Consider the following 17124-nt stretch of genomic DNA (forward strand, 5'->3'; position numbering starts at 1 on the left):
CCTCGCGCACCGCGGGCGAGCTCACCGCCAACGGCTGGACGGTCGCCGAGGTAGGCAACTATCCCGGCCCCAATCTCACGAATACGACTGTGTACTACGGCAATAACCCCGGCGAGAAAGAAGCCGCACTGGCCATAGCCGATGAACTGGGTGCGACCGCCGAGCTGCGCTCCGGTGGGTCGGGTTCGGGCGTGACGGTAGTTGTCACGGGCAACTGACCAGTCCGGGGGCTCGCGACACGGCCCGGTCACGGGTGCGACACGGCGGGCGTGGCATCATCTTGTCCGGTAACGAACGTGTCCACCCAGCTTTACTCGTAAACTCGGTACTCGTAAAGGAGTTCCCCCGATGGCCCCGTCCACAACTCGTCGCCCGTCCTGGCGCACTGTGACCCCGGTGCTCGCTGTCGCGGTCTTCGGCCTCGCCGCCTGCTCGAACAGTCAGGAGTCGAGCGACGTCCAGGGAACTACGCCGCCCGTGTGGACCGGTGCGTCCGCCCCGCCTGCCGGTGAATCCGGCACCGAGACGGGCGCCCCGAATGCCAACACCGGGGTGAAGGTCGACCTCAAGGACCCCGCGGGTTCCTCGGTCGCCGTCGCAAACATCACCAAGGACGGCAATCACCTGCAGGTCAGCATCGAGGCGCACGGCTTGCGTCCCGGCTTCCACGGCCTGCACATCCACCAGGTCGGCAAGTGCGAGCCCAACTCGGTCGCGCCCACCGGCGGACCGGCGGGTGACTTCCTGTCGGCTGGCGGCCACCTGCAGGTCGGCAGCGCCAACGCCCATCCGGCCAGCGGCGACCTGACCTCGCTCGAGGTCCGTGCCGACGGTTCGGCCAAACTGGTCACCACCACCGATGCGGTGACGCTGGACGACATCAAGGGCAAGGCCCTGATGATCCACGCCGACGCCGATAACTTCGGCAATATCCCCAACCGTTATGTCCGCGCCGACGGCGTTGCCGGCCCGGACGACACCACACTGGCGACGGGCGACGCTGGCGGTCGCATCGCCTGCGGTGTAATCCAGTAGCAAGGTCACCGATATGGCCGGGACAGCAATCGCGCGGGTTCCCTTCCCCGGGTCGCCCCGGCCGACCATCGGTATCGAATGGGAGATCGCGCTCGTCGACAAGGTGACCCGCGATCTGTCGAATACCGCTGCGGCCGTATTCGATTCGCTCGGTGACCTGCATGCCTACGACGGAACCCCGCAGGTCACCAAGGAATTACTGCGCAATACGGTCGAGCTCGTCACCGGTGTGCACAACACCGTGGGCGAGGCGGTCGACGATCTGCGCGGCACCATGGATACCGTGCGCCGTGCCGCCGATCCGCTCGGCGTCGATCTGTTCTGCGCGGGCACCCATCCGTTCGCCCAGTGGTCGGCCCAACAATTGACGCGCTCAGCGCATTACGACGAACTGATCGATCGGACCCAGTGGTGGGGCCGCCAGATGATGATCTGGGGCGTCCATGTGCATGTCGGAGTTTCGCACGGCGAGAAGGTTTTTCCGATCCTCAACTCGCTGCTGCTGTCGTATCCGCATCTGCTGTCGCTGTCCGCGTCCTCGCCGATGTGGGCGGGCGCCGATACCGGCTATGCCAGCAACCGGACGTTGATGTTCCAGCAGCTGCCCACCGCCGGTCTGCCGTTCCAATTCGAAAACTGGACCCAGTTCGAGCATTTCGTGCACGACGAGATGAAGACCGGGGTTTTCGAACAGCTCGGCGGCATGCACTGGGATATCCGGCCCGCACCGAAATGGGGCACCATCGAGGTGCGCGTCTGCGATGGGATCTCGACCCGCGCGGAGCTGGCGGCCATGGCCGCGCTCATCCATTGCCTGATCGTCGATCTCGATCAGCGCCTCGACAACGGCGAGACGCTGCCGACCATCCCGCCGTGGCATGTCCAGGAGAACAAATGGCGCGCGGCCCGCTACGGCCTCGACGCGATCGTCATCGTGGACGACGACAGCAATGAGCGGTTGGTCACCGATGATCTGATGGATCTGCTGCAGCGGTTGGAGCCGACCGCCAAGCGGCTCGGTTGTGCGGACGAACTCGCACTGGTGGCGGAGATCCCACAGCGCGGCGCGTCGTATCAGCGGCAGCGAAAAGTGGCCGCGAGCACCCAGGGCGATCTGGTCGCGGTGGTCGATGCCCTGGTCAAGGAGTTGGACCAGTAGTTCTGCCTGGTCGAAAGGTCGGCTGACGTTCAGCTGGTCAGGGGGATGGCGTTCATCCGCCGTTTACTATGGTCGACGTGCTTGTCGAAGATCCGAGTCATCCCGTAGCGACTGCTCGCAGGTCGCTCGAAAAGGTCAGCGGTGGCAGCGTCTCCGCGGCGCGAGCGACGGGCCCGGAGGCGGTAGCGGAGCGTAACCACGGAGGGAACCGGGAGCGCCGCAAATCGAATACCGAGCGGGTGCGCGTGCCGCGCTCGCGGATCTGGACGGTGGCCGCGATCGCGGCGGTGCCGGTGCTGCTCATCGCCCTACAGGTGGGTTCGATCGGGCACGATTTCGAGGGGCCGCTCGGCAGTCTGTGGCACGACTATGTCGGCACACCCAAGTCCATGTCGGTGCCGTGGGCCGGACTCATTCTGGCCCTGGTCGGAATCTCCAAGCGCCGCAGGATGATCGCGGTCGGCATCGCGGCGGGTATCGACGTGGTGTGGGCGAGTGTTCGACTGCTGAGTGGTGAGTCGTTCGCCATCGGCAATGGGCCGACGCTCGTGCTCACCGGTCTGGCGCTGATCGCCGGATTCCGCTGGAGCGGGGTGGAGCGACGCAATGCGCTGCACGCCGCCGCGCTGGGCGCATTGCTGGTGCTGGCCACCAAGGTCGGTGACGTGTGGCTGCACATTACGGTCGTCAGCAGGCCGCAGGTCTATGACGTCTATGTGGCGCTGGCCGACCATGCGCTCGGTGATCCGTCCTGGGTGATGGGCCGCGTGGTGGATGCGCTCGGACCGGTGGTCTACGCGGTGCTGCACTGGGTCTATATCGAACTGCCGGTGGCGGCGATCGTCGTCGCGGTGTGGCAGCTGCGCCGGGTGGTAACGAGCGGGGTGTGGCCGACCCACTATCTGGTGCGCACCTTCCTGGTGCTCGGACTGCTCGGTCCGGTCATCTATGTGATCTTCCCGGTGGTCGGCCCGATGTTCGGCTACGGTGCGGACGGCCACGGCATGCAGGTGGGCAACTTCTGGCCCGATTTCGTCCCGCCCATCGATCGCAATCCGGCGTCGCTGTCCTTCGACTCCTTCACGCCGCGCAACTGCATGCCCTCCATGCACACGGCCTGGGCGCTGTCGGTCTTCGTGCACACCCGCCGGGACACGGACGGCTCGCAGGCTCCGCTGTGGCTGCGCTGCCTCGGCGCGTTCTGGTTGGCCGCCACGCTGACCGCGACGCTCGGTTTCGGCTACCACTACGGCGTCGATCTGGTCGCCGGTGCGATGCTGTGCTTGACCGTCGAATCCGCACTGCGCGATCCCGAGCGTGGCTGGGGTTGGTTCCGGATGCGCCTGGTGCTTTTCGGTGCGGTGATCCTCGGCGCGCTGTTGCTCTCGTTCCGCTATCTGGCGGTTTCGATGGCCGAATATCCGGTGCTGGCCGGGACTGTCGTGCTCGCGCTGCTGGCCGCTATGGCCGCGGCATTCCATGCGACGTGGTTTGCCGGGGCTACGGTGCCCGAGGCGGAAGAGGTTCCGGTCGGCGCCGCTCGATAGCGTCAGCTCACAACGTGTCGTCCCGCAACTCGTTCACCCGCAACAGCCCGTCACGGTAGCGCTGCTCCCGATAGGCCGTCCGCCCGATCAGATGCGCGATGACCGGCGCGGTGAGCAGCGTGAACAGCCCGACCAGCGCCAGCAGCCAGATATTGCCGTGCCCGCGCAACTGGATCGCCACACCTTCCAGAACCAGGATCAGGCCGACGACCTGGGGTTTGGTGGCGGCGTGCATGCGCGAGAGAGTGTCCGGAAAGCGCACGATCGCGATCGATGCGGTCAGCGCGAGTGTCGCTCCGCTCAGGATGAGGACTCCAGAGGCCAAGTGCCACAGATTCATACGTCATCCCGAACGCGGAATCGGGATACCGCCGCGGAGCCGAGGAAGCCGACCAGCGCCAGCGCGACGATCGCGGGAACGACGGTGGTGTCGTCGCTGTAGGCGGCCCAGACCGCCAGGCCGGAGGCGGCGATGGCCATCAGCGAATCAATGCCGACAACGCGGTCCAGGGTGCTCGGACCGGCCAGGATGCGGTAACTGACGATCACCGCGGCGGCCATCAGCATGATGCCCGCCACAATCGCGACAACGTTCACGACTCCACCTCCGGAGTTGTTCGGACCGAACGCCATTCGGTGGGGCGTTCGAACGACGAGATGAGCAGCCGCTCCAGCCGCCGGGTGATCCGGTAGAACGTGTCGACAGCCTTTTCGCTGCTCACGTCCAGGACGTGCACATAGAAGACACAGCGCTGCCGATCGATCTCCAGCACCATGGTGCCCGGAATCAGATTGAGCACATCGGCGCACAACACCAGCACCAGATCGGATCGCACACTCAGATTCACCCGCAGCACACCGGATACCGGCGGCGGCGCCGGACGGATCGCGAACCAGGCCACCTGCAGACTGGATTCCAGTGCGTAATACGAACTGACGACGATCAATTCGATCAGCGACAGCGGATGTAGGCGGCCGGATACCGGCACGCGCGGCAGCGGCAAGGTCAACATGATCAACGCACCGACAACGAGACCGGCCAGCAGATTGCCCACACTGAGATCGCCCCAGAGCGTCAACCACACGGCCGTCAGCCACAACAGCACGCCTATGCGCACGACCGTCGATCGATTCGGGACAAGGCGACGGACGGTGCTCATCGGGTTGTTCCCTTCGCCTCGGCCTGCGAATTGCCGAGCACCGCACCGACATACACCGCTGGATTGCTCAGATCGTCGGCGGCGCGGTCCGCGATGCGCAGAATCGGACCGGCGAATACGGTCAGGCACAGACCGGCCACCACCAGTGCCGCCGTCGAGCCGACCATCAGCAGCGGCATGCGTCCCGGATCGGTGCGTTCGTCATAGAGCACATCGGTCGAATCCTCCACCAGCGTCGGCGGTTTCGCCGCGGTGAGATGCCCCTCCGGCGCCTCGGCGCGCGGTCGCCAGAACGCCTTGCTCCACACCCGCGCCATGGCATACAGCGTCAGCAGGCTGGTCAGCACCGACCCCGCGACCAGCACCCAGGCCAGTACGCTGCCCGCCGCCGCACCTGCCTGCAGTAATGCGACCTTGCCGATGAATCCCGAGAACGGCGGTATCCCACCGAGATTCAAGGCGGGCACCAGGAACAGGATCGCCAGCAGCGGGCTCGCCGCCGCCAGACCGCCCAGTCGTCGCAGCGATACCGATCCCGCCTGCCGCTCGATCAGTCCGACCACCAGGAACAGTGCCGTCTGCACCAGAATGTGGTGCGCCACATAGAACACCGCGCCGGAAAGGCCTGCGGCGGTGGAGAGTCCGATGCCGAACACCATGTAGCCGATGTGGCTCACCAGGGTGAACGACAGCAGACGCCGGATATCGCTCTGCGCGATGGCGCCGAAGATGCCGACCACCATGGTGAGCAGGCCGCAGACCAGCAGCGCATCGTCCAATCCGCCGTCCGGGAACAGCAGGGAGTGCGTCCGGATGATCGCGTACACGCCGACCTTCGTCAGCAGGCCCGCGAAAACGGCGGTCACCGGTGCGGGTGCGGTGGGGTAGGAGTCGGGCAGCCAGTTCGAGAGCGGGAAGACCGCCGCCTTGATACCGAAGGAGACCAATAGCACCGCGTAGACGCCCATTCGAATACCGGTGGGCACCTGGCCCATTCGCACCGCCAGCTGGGCCAGGTTCAGTGTTCCGGTGGCCGCGTAGGCCAGCGCGATGCCGGTCAGGAAGATGAGTGACGACACCATCGAGACCATCACATACGCGATACCGGCGCGGATCCGGTCCGCGGTCGCGCCGACAGTGAGCAGCACGAACGATGCGGCGAGCAGGATTTCGAAGCCGACGAACAGGTTGAACAGATCACCGGCCAGGAATGCGGCCGAAACACCCGCGGTGAGTACGAGATACGTCGGTCGATAGATCGAGGTCGGCTGGCGCTCGTCGCCGTCGCGGATGTTCTGGCCCGCACCGTAGACCGAGACGGCGAGCAGCACGATCGCGGAGACCAGCAGCATGGCCGCGGATAGTCGATCGACCACCAGCGTGATGCCGATCGGCGTACCCCAGCCGCCGACCTGCACCGCGGTGGTCCCGTCGCGATCGACCAGATACAGCAGCACCCCGCAGATGCCCACCACGACCGACAGCACGAAAATCATGACGAAGCGCTGGATACGCGGCCGCCGCCCGAACACCAGCGTGCCCGCCGCCCCGAGCAGGGGCACCAGGACCGGTAGCGGCGCGAGCGTGGTCAGCAGACTCAATGCTCCGGATCCTCTGCGTCGCGCCGGGCCGCGACCTCGGCGTCCTCCGGATCGTTCTGCACGGTGTCGGTGGTGGTGAGGATGTAGGAGCGATAGGCAAGGGCGAGCACGAAGGCCGCCAAGCCCATGGTGATCACGATCGCGGTGAGCACCATGGCCTGGGCCAGCGGATCGGCCATATCCTCGCCCTCACCACGGATGGGTGGCCGACCGTCCAGTCCTCCGGCGGTCAGGATCAGCAGATTCACCGCATTGCCGAACAGGATCATCCCGAGCAGCATTTTCGAGACCGCGCGTTCGAGGATCAGATAGACACCGCACGCGACGAGAATCCCGATCAGGATCAGCAGGGTCAGATTCGCACTCACTGGAAACGTCCTTGCGCCGAGACGGATTCGTCCTCGTCGGTGGCCAGCTCACTGTCCAGGCGCGCGCCGAGGCTGCGCAGCACGTCCAGGACCAGGCCGACCACGATGAGATAGACGCCGAGATCGAAGAACAGTGCGGTGACCACCTTGACGTGCCCGATCACCGGCAGCGTCACCTCCAGGATCGCCGACGACAGCGGCGGCGCGCCGAGTAGCAGTGAGGTGCTCGCGGTTCCGGCGGCCAGCGCGAGCCCGCCGCCGAGCAGGTGTCCCGCATCGACGGGCAGTGCCTCGCCGAGTTCGTAGCGACCGCCCGCGAGATAGCGCAGCGTCAGTGCCAATCCGGCGGTCAGTCCGCCCGCGAAACCGCCGCCCGGCGCATTGTGGCCGGAGAAGAAGAAGTACACCGACAGCACCATGATGGTGGGAAAGACCAGTCGGGTGGTGACCTGTAGGACCATCGATCGTTCGCGCCGATCCACCAGCCGCCCCGCGGGCAACCAGCTGATCAGGTCCGGATCGTAGTCCGGGGAGTCCACTGCGCGCGGCGCGCTGCCGAAACGTCGGCTGCGGAATACCAGCGATGCCACACCGGTCGCGGCCACGACGAGCACCGAGATCTCGCCGAGGGTATCCCAGGCCCGGATATCGACGAGCAGAACATTGACGGCGTTCTTGCCACCGCCGAATGTGTATGCGGCATCGGGGATCAGGTGCCAGATGGGTTCGGTGGAGCGGGCCGCGACGGCGAAGGCGGCCAGCACCGCGACCGACGCGCCGACCAGCGCGGACAGGATCGCCCGGCGCACTTTGAATGCGGCCGTGCGGCTTTCGTCGATTTCGGCCGGGAAGGCCCGCAGCACCAGTACGAAGATCACCAATGTCAGTGTCTCGACCAGAAATTGGGTCAACGCCAGATCGGGCGCACCGTGCAGCGCGAAGATCACGCCGCAGCCGTAGCCGGTGACGCCGACGACGAGCACGGCGGCCAACCGGTTGCGCAGCACCGTCGCGGCCAGCGCCATGACGGCCATGATCACGCCGATGGCGACTTGGAACGGCGAATCCCACAGGCGCAGGCGAACTCCGGTGCGCGTGCCGAGCGCGAGCAGCACCGTCGGCAGCAGGATCAATGTCACCAGGATCGCCGCCTGACTCAGCGGCAGCGAACCGCGCTGCACCGCACCGGTCATCCGCAGCGACAGCCGGTCCATGGCGCGCAGGGTGGCGTCGTAGGCGCGGTCGGCATTGCCGAGCATGGTAGCGGATTCGCCGATGCGATCACGCAGCTGGAACACCGCGATGCCCGCGCAGATGATCAGGATCGTCAGTGCCAGTGGCACATTGAAGCCGTGCCAGAGTGCGAGGTGCGAATCGAGAACGCCGGGAAGACTTTTCGCGTAGGGCCTCAGCAGTTCGTCCATCCAAGGCGCGAAGAGTCCCGCTGCCAAGCTCGCAACCGCGAGCAAGGCGGGTGCAGCCGTGAACTGCGCGCCCGGCGCATGCCAGTGACCAGCTTCCGAACAGCCGTGCTCCGCAAGTCGCACGTCCTCGTGCAAATCTCCACTCTCGGGCTCGCAGGACGGCAACTCCCTATCCGCGAAAGCTCCCCAAATGAACCGAATGCTGTAGCCGACGGTCAACATTGACCCCAGCACCACCCCGACGGCCAACGCGGCGCTGGCCGGTTCGGCAAGCACACCCGCATCCAATACCGCGGCCAGTGCACTTTCCTTGCCCACGAACCCGAGCAGCGGCGCAATCCCGGCCATACTGAGCGCCGCCAGCACCGCGACCCCGCACAGCACCGGCGCACGCCGCCCCAGCCCCGACAACTCCCGCAGATCCCGCGTACCTGCCCCGTGATCGATGATCCCGACCACCATGAACAAACATGCCTTGAACAGCGCATGCGCCACGATCAAGGCCGCACCGGCCAGTGCGGCATCCGGCGTCCCCAGCCCGACCAGCACGATCAGGAACCCCAACTGGCTCACCGTCCCGAAGGCGAGCACCAGCTTCAGATCCGTCACCTGCAACGACCGCAACCCTGCCAGCACCATCGACGCCACGCCCAGCGTGAGAATCAGCGGATGCCAGGCCGGGCTTTCCGCGAATACCGGCGCCAACCGCGCCACCAGATAGACGCCCGCCTTCACCATGGCCGCCGCGTGCAGATACGCGCTCACCGGTGTCGGCGCCGCCATCGCACCAGGTAGCCAGAAGTGCAGCGGCACGATCGCCGACTTGCTCAATGCCCCGACCAGCAGCAGCACCACCGCGACATCCACTGCGGTGCCCGACGGCGGTCCGGCGAGCAGATCGGACAGCAGATAGCTGCCGCTCACCTGACCGAGGATGACGATCCCGACCAGCATCGCCAGACCGCCCGCCCCGGTCACCAAGAGCGCCTGGATCGCGGCCCGCCTGCTCACCGCCTGTTCGGCATTGTGGCCGACCAACAGGAACGACAACACCGTCGTCATTTCCCAGAAGACGAAGAGCAGCAACATATTATCGCTGGTGACCAGGCCGAACATGGCCCCGGCGAAGGCGACCAACTGGGCCGCGAACACCTGCAGCCGCGGTTCGTCGTCCTCGAAATACCGTGCGCAATAAGCCAGAATCACCGCGCCGATGCCGAGCACCAGCGCGGACATGATGGCGGCCAGCGAATCGAAGCGCAGCTCGATATTCATCTCGATGCTCGGCGCCCAACCGACCCGAACCCGCTGTGTCCTACCCCAATTCGCGATCACCCAGCCGAGACAGCCGAACGGTACGAGCGCGAGTACGTAGAAACCGTTGCGCCCCAACGCCCGCACGCACAACGGTGCCGCGAGTGCGGCTGTCACGAGCGCGAGCAGGATTCCGAGCAAACTGCACTCCGTCGGGTAGTTGCGGCGGGGTGATACCGAATGATCCTACTTGGAGCCTGGGGGTTTCGTCGGCCGAGCGAATATGGCGTATGCCATCTCCAGGCAGCTGGGCTATATATCCGCTAACGTTTCGTCGTCGACGGATCGCCCCGGCCTGGGTCGGCTGCGCGGCCGGAATCGGCGCAGCACCACCAACCCGAGGGCCGAACCGAGGGCGATCGCGAGCGCGGTCCGGCCGGCCAGCGCTTGATGGTCGGCGCCCCCGTTCAGCGGCCATTCGGCCGTGTCGTGCGGCAGTGCCGTGATGATCGACGGCAGATACAGCGCGGAAATGGCGAGCACCCCGCTCGGTGCATAGCGGGGACGCGCGGTGCCACAGCAGTAGCCAGCCGTGAGTGCCAGGACGGCGCTACCCGCCGCGGTCACATAGCGATGGGCGTCGGAGGATTTCACCAGAGCGAATACCGCGAGTCCGGTGATCAGCAGGATGGCGATAAAGGTCGAGGGCAGTCGGACCCCGATCAGCAGTCCGACGGCGGTGACCGCGATCAGCACGGCGACGCTCCACCCGGGCCGCGGATTGCCGCCGATCGCTTCGGCGGCGGCTACCAGACTCACCGCCAGATACACCCCGGTGCCGTCGCGCCCGGGTAGCAGCATGGCCGCGGCGGTGGCGGCGATGATCGTCGCGGCGACCGCCATCCCGATTTCGACCGCATGACTGACGTTCGGCGCATGTTGATACTGCCGCGCCAGCCATTCGGTAATGGCGAGGATGACCAGTGCCAGCACCATCGAGGCCAGGATCGGCGTGACCGGAAGCTCGACGGCGATCCGCGGCGGCTTCGATCTCTCGGGCTGGGACCGATTGCGCAGCGTACTGATGATCAGCAGGACCACCGCGACGCTGACGAGCCAGCGTGGCGGTGTCTCGAGCACCGCGTATGGATCGCCGTCGGCGATCTCCAGCAGTTCCGCGAGATCACCGAAGACGAAGAAGCCAGCGGCGCCGATCGCGAAGCCCGCCGCTGGACCCGGCCGGCGCAGCACCGCCGCGCCCAACGCGCCGAGCAGCACACCGGCCAGAATCGAATCCAGATAGTTCTGGGTGGTCAGCAGGTCGGCCGAGGAAACATGGCGTCCGGCGAAGTGATTGATGTCCATGGCGGTCGCGCCGAACAGTGCTGCCGCCCATGCCACCAGCGGCTTGTGGAAGGTGATCACCAGCACCGCGACGGCCACCGCGACGATCACTCCGATCGCGGCACCGCGCGGGACGCTGTTGTTCAGGCTGGCCAAGCGATACGGCGAAGTGTCGGCGCTCCAGCTGAAGGTGATCGGCAGGAACATCGCGACGCCCGCGACCGCGGCCCCGAAGAAGGCCGTGATCGTGTCGATCGCATTGCCGATCTTGCGCACCCCGTCGAACTTACCCGCGCTCGACGCGGGAACCGGTGATTGCGCCCATATTGCCCGAATATGTCGGATATGTGGAAAACGCAGGAAGACAGCGATTACCGGGGGATTGCGCTGATCAGCTATCGACGGTTGTCCGCGTACCGGCGCAGCGACTCGACCTGCTCGGCATCGAGCGACGGACGCACCACCGCCCTGGCCGCCGCGACATCCCCGGCGGTGACATCGGCGGCGTCCACATCCCGGCGCATCGCGGCCAATGCGGCTTCACGCAGCAGCGCACTGCAATCGGCCGCGGAATAGCCGTCCAGATCGGCGGCGAGCGCCGCCAGGTCGACATCGGCGGCCAGCGGCACCGATTTCCCGGCGGCCCGCAGGATCTCCAGTCGGGCAGCGCCATCCGGCGGCGGCACGAAGATCAGCCGTTCCAATCGGCCGGGGCGAAGCAGTGCGGGATCGATTAGTTCCGGACGGTTCGTCGCGCCGAGCACCACCACATCGCGCAGCGGTTCCACACCGTCGAGTTCGGTGAGCAGTGCCGCGACCACCCGGTCACCGACGCCGGAGTCGCTGTTCTGGCCGCGGCGCGGCGCGAGTGCGTCCACCTCGTCCAGGAAGATCAGCGATGGCGCGGAATCGCGTGCGCGCTGGAACAATTCGCGCACCGCACGCTCGGATGCACCCACCCATTTGTCCATCAACTCGGCGCCCTTGACCGCATGCACGCTGAGCTGACCGGTCCCGGCCAGTGCGCGGATCAGGAAGGTCTTACCGCAGCCCGGCGGGCCGTAGAGCAGTACGCCGCGCGGCGGATGAATACCGAGGCGGGCGAACGAATCCGGGTGGCGCAGTGGCCAGAGCACGGTTTCGGTGAGCGCCTCTTTGGTTTCGACCATGTCCCCGACGTCGTCCAGGCTGAGGCTGCCGATCGCGAGTTCCTCGGTCCCGGAACGCGATAGCGGCCGGATCACTTCGGTGGCGCCGAGCAGGTCGGGTTGGGTCAGCTCCGGCTCCGACTGTTGTTTGCTGGCCCGCGAAGCCGCGCGCAGCGCCGCCTCCCGGCATAGTGCGGCCAGATCGGAAACCACGAATCCGGGTGTGCGCGAGGCGATTTCGTCCAGTTTCAGGTCCTTGGTCGGTACCTTGCGCAACAGCTGCTCCAGCAGTGCCTTGCGTACAGCCGCGGTCGGCAGCGCGAGTGCGAGTTCGCGATCGCAGAGATCGGGTGCGCGCAGCCGCGGATCGGCACCGGCCGGATGCGCGGTGGTAGCCAGCAGCGCCACGCAGGGCTCGGCGATCGCCGCGCGCAACTGGTCCAGGATAAGCGTGGCGACCGGTTCGGCCGGTGCGGGCAGCAGTGCGTCGATATCGGTGACGAGCAGGATTCCGCCCCGTCCGGAACCGATTTCGGCCACCGCGGCCGCGACCTCGCGCAACCGTGCACCGCTTTCGGCCGCGCCGACCGTCGGACCATCCAGTTCGACAATGCGCCGCGGCGCTGCCACCGCACGCGCCAGCGTGGCTTTGCCGACCCCGGCCGGGCCGGTGATCAAGACCCCGAGATGCGGTGTGGCGCCGAGGGCCTTCAGCAGTTCCGGTTCGTCGAGCGCGAGGCTGAGCCACTCCTGGAGTTTCGCCGCCTGCCCATGCGCACCAGCCAGGTCCTCGACCGGAATGGCCGACTCGCCGACCGTCGCGGTCCAACCCGCGCCCGCCCCATTGGTCGCGGCCAGCGCCGCGGCTTCAGTGGCCCCACGCGCGGCCTCACCCGCGGGTACCGGCAGCCCGGCCGCCGCCCGATCGGCGGAATCCCGGGCCGCCACCGCACTCGCGCCCCAGACCACCGCGGTATTCGGCTGCACGCTCACCGGAGCGCGGCCGGGATCGGTCGCGGTGACGGTCAGCAACTCGGTGGTCCAGGCGATGCCGAACGTGCGCGAAAGTGCCTGGGTAGCAGCCGAAGAACTGATGTCCGGACCGAGGTCGCGGGGCAGTAGCGATACCGCGTCGCCCACCGTGACCACCTTGCCGAGCAGCGCCTGCCGCAGCGTCGCCGCTGGAATGGTCCTGGTGGCATGCACCGAACCGCTCACCGAGATCTGCTTGGCGCCGTACACCGTCGCGGGCGAGACCACCACATTCGCGTCCTCGCGCAGCCCTGCATTGGACAGCGTGACGTCGTCGAGCAGTGCCACCCCGGCCGGTGTGCCTGACGGGGCCACCCCGGCCACCGCGGCGGTGCGCCGTGCCCCGATCAGCGCGATACCGTCCCATTCCCGCAGGCCGAGCGCGGTCAGCGCCTCCGGATGTAACCGGACTACCCCGCGCCTGGCGTCTGCGGCGGAGGGATTCAGTCGAGCGGTGAGCGCGAGTTCTGCCACCGTGTCATTCTGCCCGCGTCCGGCCCCGGTTGGTCGGCGGTCCGTCGGATAGATCCGAGATCATGCGGAAATCGTCGGTGGCGAGTGCTCCGATCCGCTAATGCGCCCGGCAATCCGAAATTGTGAATGTACTCACGGAACCGAAAACAGTCGGGGAACGTCGTCGATATCGCCGATCGGACGTGCAGTCGCGGCGATGCGCTCTGGACAGTGATTTCTCCCCGAAGACTGGTACGTCTGTCCGAGTTGACCGCATTAGTCGCGGCTAATACGCCGCGAAGTTCGAAGCTCGGCTCGAGCAAATGTGAAACATCATTGACGTTGCCTGAGTGCATCGCAAATCTAACCGTGGAGCTGTGTATAGCTAAACTTCGGCAATTGTCACGATTTCATGATTGACGAACCCCGGTGTGCGACAACGAATTCCGCGCGCTAACGTTCTGGTCCCGCCCCTTGTTCGGGCGGGACGACAAAGTGGAGGGAATTCAAGAAATGAAGTTCGGAAAGATCACTACTGCTGTCTTCATGGCCGTCACCGCGGTGGGGATTACCGCGGCTACCGCCAATGGGCAGCCCGCCGTGGCGACCGATCAGCCGGCGGCAGTGACGCGGGGGGACGTGACTTCTGGTGTTGCACACGGAATCAACTACCACACAACGGTTTCCCCAACTGATAAGACCATCACCTGGGCGGTTGACAGCGGCCGGTTCGAGCTCGCCTCGGACGGTGCCGCAGTGCTGCTGAAGTCCGACGACGGCGCGACGGTGGACCAGGTGCCGCTGCGCTCCGAGGTCGCGGGCCTCCCGATCGCGGTGAGCCAGCAGATCAGCGCGGACGGCCGCACCGTCGCGCTGGCTTCGACGATGACCCCGGCGGACTCCGCGAAGCTGAAGGACATCGCGGGGCTGAAGGACATCAGCTCCTACGACCGGCTCATGGAGCAGGTCAACAAGAACCTGCCGGGCATCGTCATCGGTGCCGTGATCGGGGCTTTCATCCCCTTCCTGTGGATCATCAGCATCCCGGCCGGTGCGCTGATCGGCGGATACGTCATGGGCGGCCAGGAGTTCCTCGACGCCGTGATCGCGTTCGCCACCGGTCAGCCCTGATCGTCGCGCCATGAGTAGAACGCGCGTACACAGCGCCTGCCCGCTGTGTACGCGCGTTCTGTCTATGTGCCGCCGGTGCTGCGACCGAGCAGCACAGCCCTACTTGTCCTTTGCGACGATTCCGGCGGCCACCGCGACCGGGGTATCGGCGTAGGTGGGGGCCAGGCAGACGAGTTTGGCGGTGCCGAGTGCGACGTTCGGGCTGCCCTCGAATTCACTGCCCGGATTCTCCGCGAGCACCTTCTCGATCAGCTCCTTCTCCTCGGTGCTGTCCAACTTCTTGAACTCACCGCAGGTGGTGCTCGACGCGGGGCCGAGCGACGGGTAGCTCGCCGTGGTCTTGGTGGTGGTCGGTGCTGCGGCGGCCGTGGTCGGCGCCGCGCCGGTCGCGGACGTGGTGCCGGTGGGCGTACTGGCGCTCGTCGCGCCCTTGCGCAGACCGTTCGCGTCGGAGCTGGAATCGTCCGAACTGCCACATCCGGCCAGGGCGACGGCCACCGCCCCGGTGGCTAGGACGATGGCGGTAACTCGCTTGATCACGTGCGTTCCCCGGTGACTCGCGGCGCCGGAGTCTCCGGCGCGTCCGGAGCAGGGTACCGGGTGGGAGCGTGATCAGTGGATGCGACTCTGCCAATCGGCGGGCACCCGGCCGCGCGGTCCGGGGGCGGGCTGGTCCACCGGATGGTGGGTCGGCGGTGCCAGTTCCGGTCCGCCGCTGTACATCTCGTCGGAGCGGAAGTCGAAGAACCAATCCTCGCCCGGCTCATAGCTCTGGATGAACGGATGTCCGGTGTCCTTGGCGTGTTTGGTGGCGTGCTGCTCCGGCGAGGTGTCGCAGCAGCCGATATGGCCGCACTGCGCACAGCGCCGCAAGTGCACCCACCAGCCCTGAGCCGCTTCGCATTCCATACAGCCCGGACCGCTGGGCGCGACCGCGGGATCGATACCCTCCAACTCCTGCGTCATCACTGACCTCCTGCATCGGCTTCGGAACGGTCGCCGGAGTCCGGCATTTCCTCGGGACGGTTCAGCGGGAGCCAGACCGTGAATCGGGTATTGCCCGGCTCGGAATCGAGCTGGATATCGCCGTGGTGCTTGTTCACCACGATCCGGAACGAGATGTCCAGGCCGAGACCGGTTCCCTCGCCCACCGGCTTGGTGGTGAAGAACGGTTCGAAGATACGGCTGCGCACGTCGGCCGGTACGCCCGGGCCGGTATCGCCGATCTCGATCACGGCGCAGTCGTTTTCGTGCCTGGTGCGGATGGTGAGCGTGCCCGCGCCGTTCATCGCGTATACCGCGTTATCGATCAGGTTGGTCCACACCTGATTCAATTCCGCCGCGTAGCAGGGTACTTCCGGCAGTGCGCGGTCGTATTCCTTGACCACCTTGACACCGTCGCCGACCTTGCGACTCAGCATCACCAGCGTGCTGTCGAGCAGTTCGTGGATGTCGACCACCTGGAACGGCGCCCGGTCCATCTGCGAATACTGTTTGGCCGCGCCGATCAGAGTGGAGATGCGCGTGGTCGAATCGGCGATCTCGTTCATCAGCAGTTCGGTCTCGATGGTGTAGTTCAGCCACCGGATCGCGCCCTGGAACACCTGGTCGGGGCAGTCCTCCAGGGTGGCCGAAACCCGTTCCAGCCAGTCCACATCGAAACCGGCCTGTACGAAATTCGGGGCCAGGTTCCAGCCATCGTCGATGCCGTGGTCCTCCAGCCATTCGCTGAGGATGTCCTCGCGCTCGGAGGCCTCCAGCGTCGTCAGCTCCGGGGCCTTCGCGACCTGGGCCGCGGCCTCCTCCTGCAGGCGCACCAGCGCTTCCAGCGACGCGGTATCGAACTTGCCCTGCGCCATCATGGCCAACTTGTGCCGCATGCCCGCGACCCGATCACGCAGCCCGGAGGTGGCGCGCACGGCCGCGGCCGCCGGATTGTTCAGCTCATGGGTCAGTCCCGCCGATAGCGAGCCCAATGCGAGCAGGCGTTCGCGCTGGGCGATCCGCTCGGCGGAGTTGCGGTTACCGAAGAATGCGCCCTCGAGCAGGTGCACGGCCATCGGGAACCAGTCGTGCATCATCCGCGCGAAGGTGCCCGCATCCAGTACGAAGAACCGCGACCGGCGGGTCACATACATCGAACCGGTGTACACCTGGTCGACCTTGTCGCCGAGATAGGCCGTCCACGCCCCCGCGTACGCGCCGCGATAGTCGGTGCGCGATGTCTCGATCTCGGCGCCGCCGGACAGCTTGGTGAGCTGCACCTCGCCCTCGATCATCACGTAGAAGCAGGTGGCCGGATCGCCCTCGCGGAAGACCAGTCCCGGTTCGACGATTTCGATGCGGCCATCGGCGCACAGCAGATTCAGCTGTTCGTCGGTGAGCTTCTCGAAGAGAAAGAGGCTGCGCAGCTCCGCGGGATCGCAGACCAGATGACTGCTGCGATCCGCTGTCTCCTTCGAATTCAT

Annotated in this window: 16 protein-coding genes; 5 read left to right on the forward strand and 11 right to left on the reverse strand. The window is 66.4% G+C overall.

Features of this window, described 5'->3' with window-relative positions:
- From NP3_RS29655 to NP3_RS29670, 4 genes are all read left to right on the forward strand, one after another.
- Positions 1-218, forward strand: a 218-nt coding sequence (locus NP3_RS29655) for a LytR C-terminal domain-containing protein (RefSeq protein ID WP_169814597.1), incomplete at its 5' end; no start/stop codon positions are given.
- Between the two features lie 130 nt (positions 219-348).
- Entirely contained in the window at positions 349-1035 is a 687-nt protein-coding gene (gene sodC, locus NP3_RS29660; RefSeq protein WP_063044908.1) for a superoxide dismutase[Cu-Zn], read from the forward strand.
- A gap of 13 nt (positions 1036-1048) precedes the next feature.
- A complete protein-coding gene (locus NP3_RS29665; RefSeq protein ID WP_063044909.1) occupies positions 1049-2194 on the forward strand; it encodes a glutamate--cysteine ligase in 1146 nt (381 codons plus the stop codon).
- Between the two features lie 260 nt (positions 2195-2454).
- A complete protein-coding gene (locus NP3_RS29670; RefSeq protein WP_373864795.1) occupies positions 2455-3741 on the forward strand; it encodes a phosphatase PAP2 family protein in 1287 nt (428 codons plus the stop codon).
- A 7-nt stretch (positions 3742-3748) separates the two neighbouring features.
- Here the strand turns inward: NP3_RS29670 and mnhG are convergent, their stop codons facing one another.
- The 8 genes from mnhG to NP3_RS29710 form a co-directional block, all read right to left on the reverse strand.
- A complete protein-coding gene (gene mnhG / locus NP3_RS29675; RefSeq protein WP_063044911.1) occupies positions 3749-4081 on the reverse strand; it encodes a monovalent cation/H(+) antiporter subunit G in 333 nt (110 codons plus the stop codon).
- The gene (locus tag NP3_RS29680) at positions 4078-4338 is read right to left on the reverse strand and encodes a monovalent cation/H+ antiporter complex subunit F (RefSeq protein WP_062990242.1); all 261 of its coding nucleotides are present in this window, start codon (positions 4336-4338) and stop codon (positions 4078-4080) included. Before NP3_RS29680 ends, mnhG begins: the two co-directional genes overlap by 4 nt.
- Positions 4335-4901: a Na+/H+ antiporter subunit E gene (locus tag NP3_RS29685; protein ID WP_063044912.1), complete on the reverse strand. Its 567-nt coding sequence runs from the start codon at positions 4899-4901 to the stop codon at positions 4335-4337. Before NP3_RS29685 ends, NP3_RS29680 begins: the two co-directional genes overlap by 4 nt.
- Entirely contained in the window at positions 4898-6502 is a 1605-nt protein-coding gene (locus NP3_RS29690; RefSeq protein ID WP_063044913.1) for a Na+/H+ antiporter subunit D, read from the reverse strand. The genes NP3_RS29685 and NP3_RS29690 overlap by 4 nt, the downstream gene beginning before the upstream one ends.
- On the reverse strand, positions 6499-6870 hold the full coding sequence (locus tag NP3_RS29695; protein WP_063044914.1) for a Na(+)/H(+) antiporter subunit C: 372 nt from the start codon (positions 6868-6870) through the stop codon (positions 6499-6501). The genes NP3_RS29690 and NP3_RS29695 overlap by 4 nt, the downstream gene beginning before the upstream one ends.
- A complete protein-coding gene (locus NP3_RS29700) occupies positions 6867-9749 on the reverse strand; it encodes a Na+/H+ antiporter subunit A (RefSeq protein WP_063044915.1) in 2883 nt (960 codons plus the stop codon). The genes NP3_RS29695 and NP3_RS29700 overlap by 4 nt, the downstream gene beginning before the upstream one ends.
- 111 nt (positions 9750-9860) lie before the next feature.
- On the reverse strand, positions 9861-11168 hold the full coding sequence (locus tag NP3_RS29705) for a hypothetical protein (RefSeq protein ID WP_063044916.1): 1308 nt from the start codon (positions 11166-11168) through the stop codon (positions 9861-9863).
- A 119-nt stretch (positions 11169-11287) separates the two neighbouring features.
- A complete protein-coding gene (locus NP3_RS29710; RefSeq protein ID WP_063044917.1) occupies positions 11288-13546 on the reverse strand; it encodes an AAA family ATPase in 2259 nt (752 codons plus the stop codon).
- Positions 13547-14038: 492 nt separating this feature from the next.
- Here NP3_RS29710 and NP3_RS29715 point away from each other — a divergent pair, with 492 nt between their 5' ends.
- Positions 14039-14656: a DUF8020 domain-containing protein gene (locus NP3_RS29715; protein WP_063044918.1), complete on the forward strand. Its 618-nt coding sequence runs from the start codon at positions 14039-14041 to the stop codon at positions 14654-14656.
- Positions 14657-14755: 99 nt separating this feature from the next.
- Here NP3_RS29715 and NP3_RS29720 read toward each other — a convergent pair whose 3' ends face one another.
- The 3 genes from NP3_RS29720 to NP3_RS29730 all read right to left on the reverse strand — a co-directional run bounded on the left by NP3_RS29720 (position 14756) and on the right by NP3_RS29730 (position 17124).
- Entirely contained in the window at positions 14756-15196 is a 441-nt protein-coding gene (locus tag NP3_RS29720; RefSeq protein WP_157124616.1) for a hypothetical protein, read from the reverse strand.
- 72 nt (positions 15197-15268) lie between these two features.
- Positions 15269-15622 carry a UBP-type zinc finger domain-containing protein gene (locus NP3_RS29725; RefSeq protein ID WP_063044919.1) on the reverse strand — a complete coding sequence of 118 codons (354 nt, stop codon included), beginning with the start codon at positions 15620-15622 and terminating at the stop codon, positions 15269-15271.
- Entirely contained in the window at positions 15622-17124 is a 1503-nt protein-coding gene (locus NP3_RS29730; protein ID WP_063044920.1) for an ATP-binding protein, read from the reverse strand. Before NP3_RS29730 ends, NP3_RS29725 begins: the two co-directional genes overlap by 1 nt.

The organism is Nocardia pseudovaccinii NBRC 100343, assembly GCF_001613225.1.
Taxonomy (GTDB): domain Bacteria; phylum Actinomycetota; class Actinomycetes; order Mycobacteriales; family Mycobacteriaceae; genus Nocardia; species Nocardia pseudovaccinii.

Bases quoted from the DNA above. Each gene is read 5' to 3' on its own strand.
- sodC (WP_063044908.1), top strand. From the start codon at position 349: ATGGCCCCGTCCACAACTCGTCGCCCGTCCTGGCGCACTGTGACCCCG.
- NP3_RS29730 (WP_063044920.1), bottom strand. From the start codon at position 17,124: ATGAATTCGAAGGAGACAGCGGATCGCAGCAGTCATCTGGTCTGCGAT.
- NP3_RS29725 (WP_063044919.1), bottom strand. From the start codon at position 15,622: ATGACGCAGGAGTTGGAGGGTATCGATCCCGCGGTCGCGCCCAGCGGT.
- NP3_RS29685 (WP_063044912.1), bottom strand. From the start codon at position 4,901: ATGAGCACCGTCCGTCGCCTTGTCCCGAATCGATCGACGGTCGTGCGC.
- NP3_RS29715 (WP_063044918.1), top strand. From the start codon at position 14,039: ATGAAGTTCGGAAAGATCACTACTGCTGTCTTCATGGCCGTCACCGCG.
- mnhG (WP_063044911.1), bottom strand. From the start codon at position 4,081: ATGAATCTGTGGCACTTGGCCTCTGGAGTCCTCATCCTGAGCGGAGCG.
- NP3_RS29665 (WP_063044909.1), top strand. From the start codon at position 1,049: ATGGCCGGGACAGCAATCGCGCGGGTTCCCTTCCCCGGGTCGCCCCGG.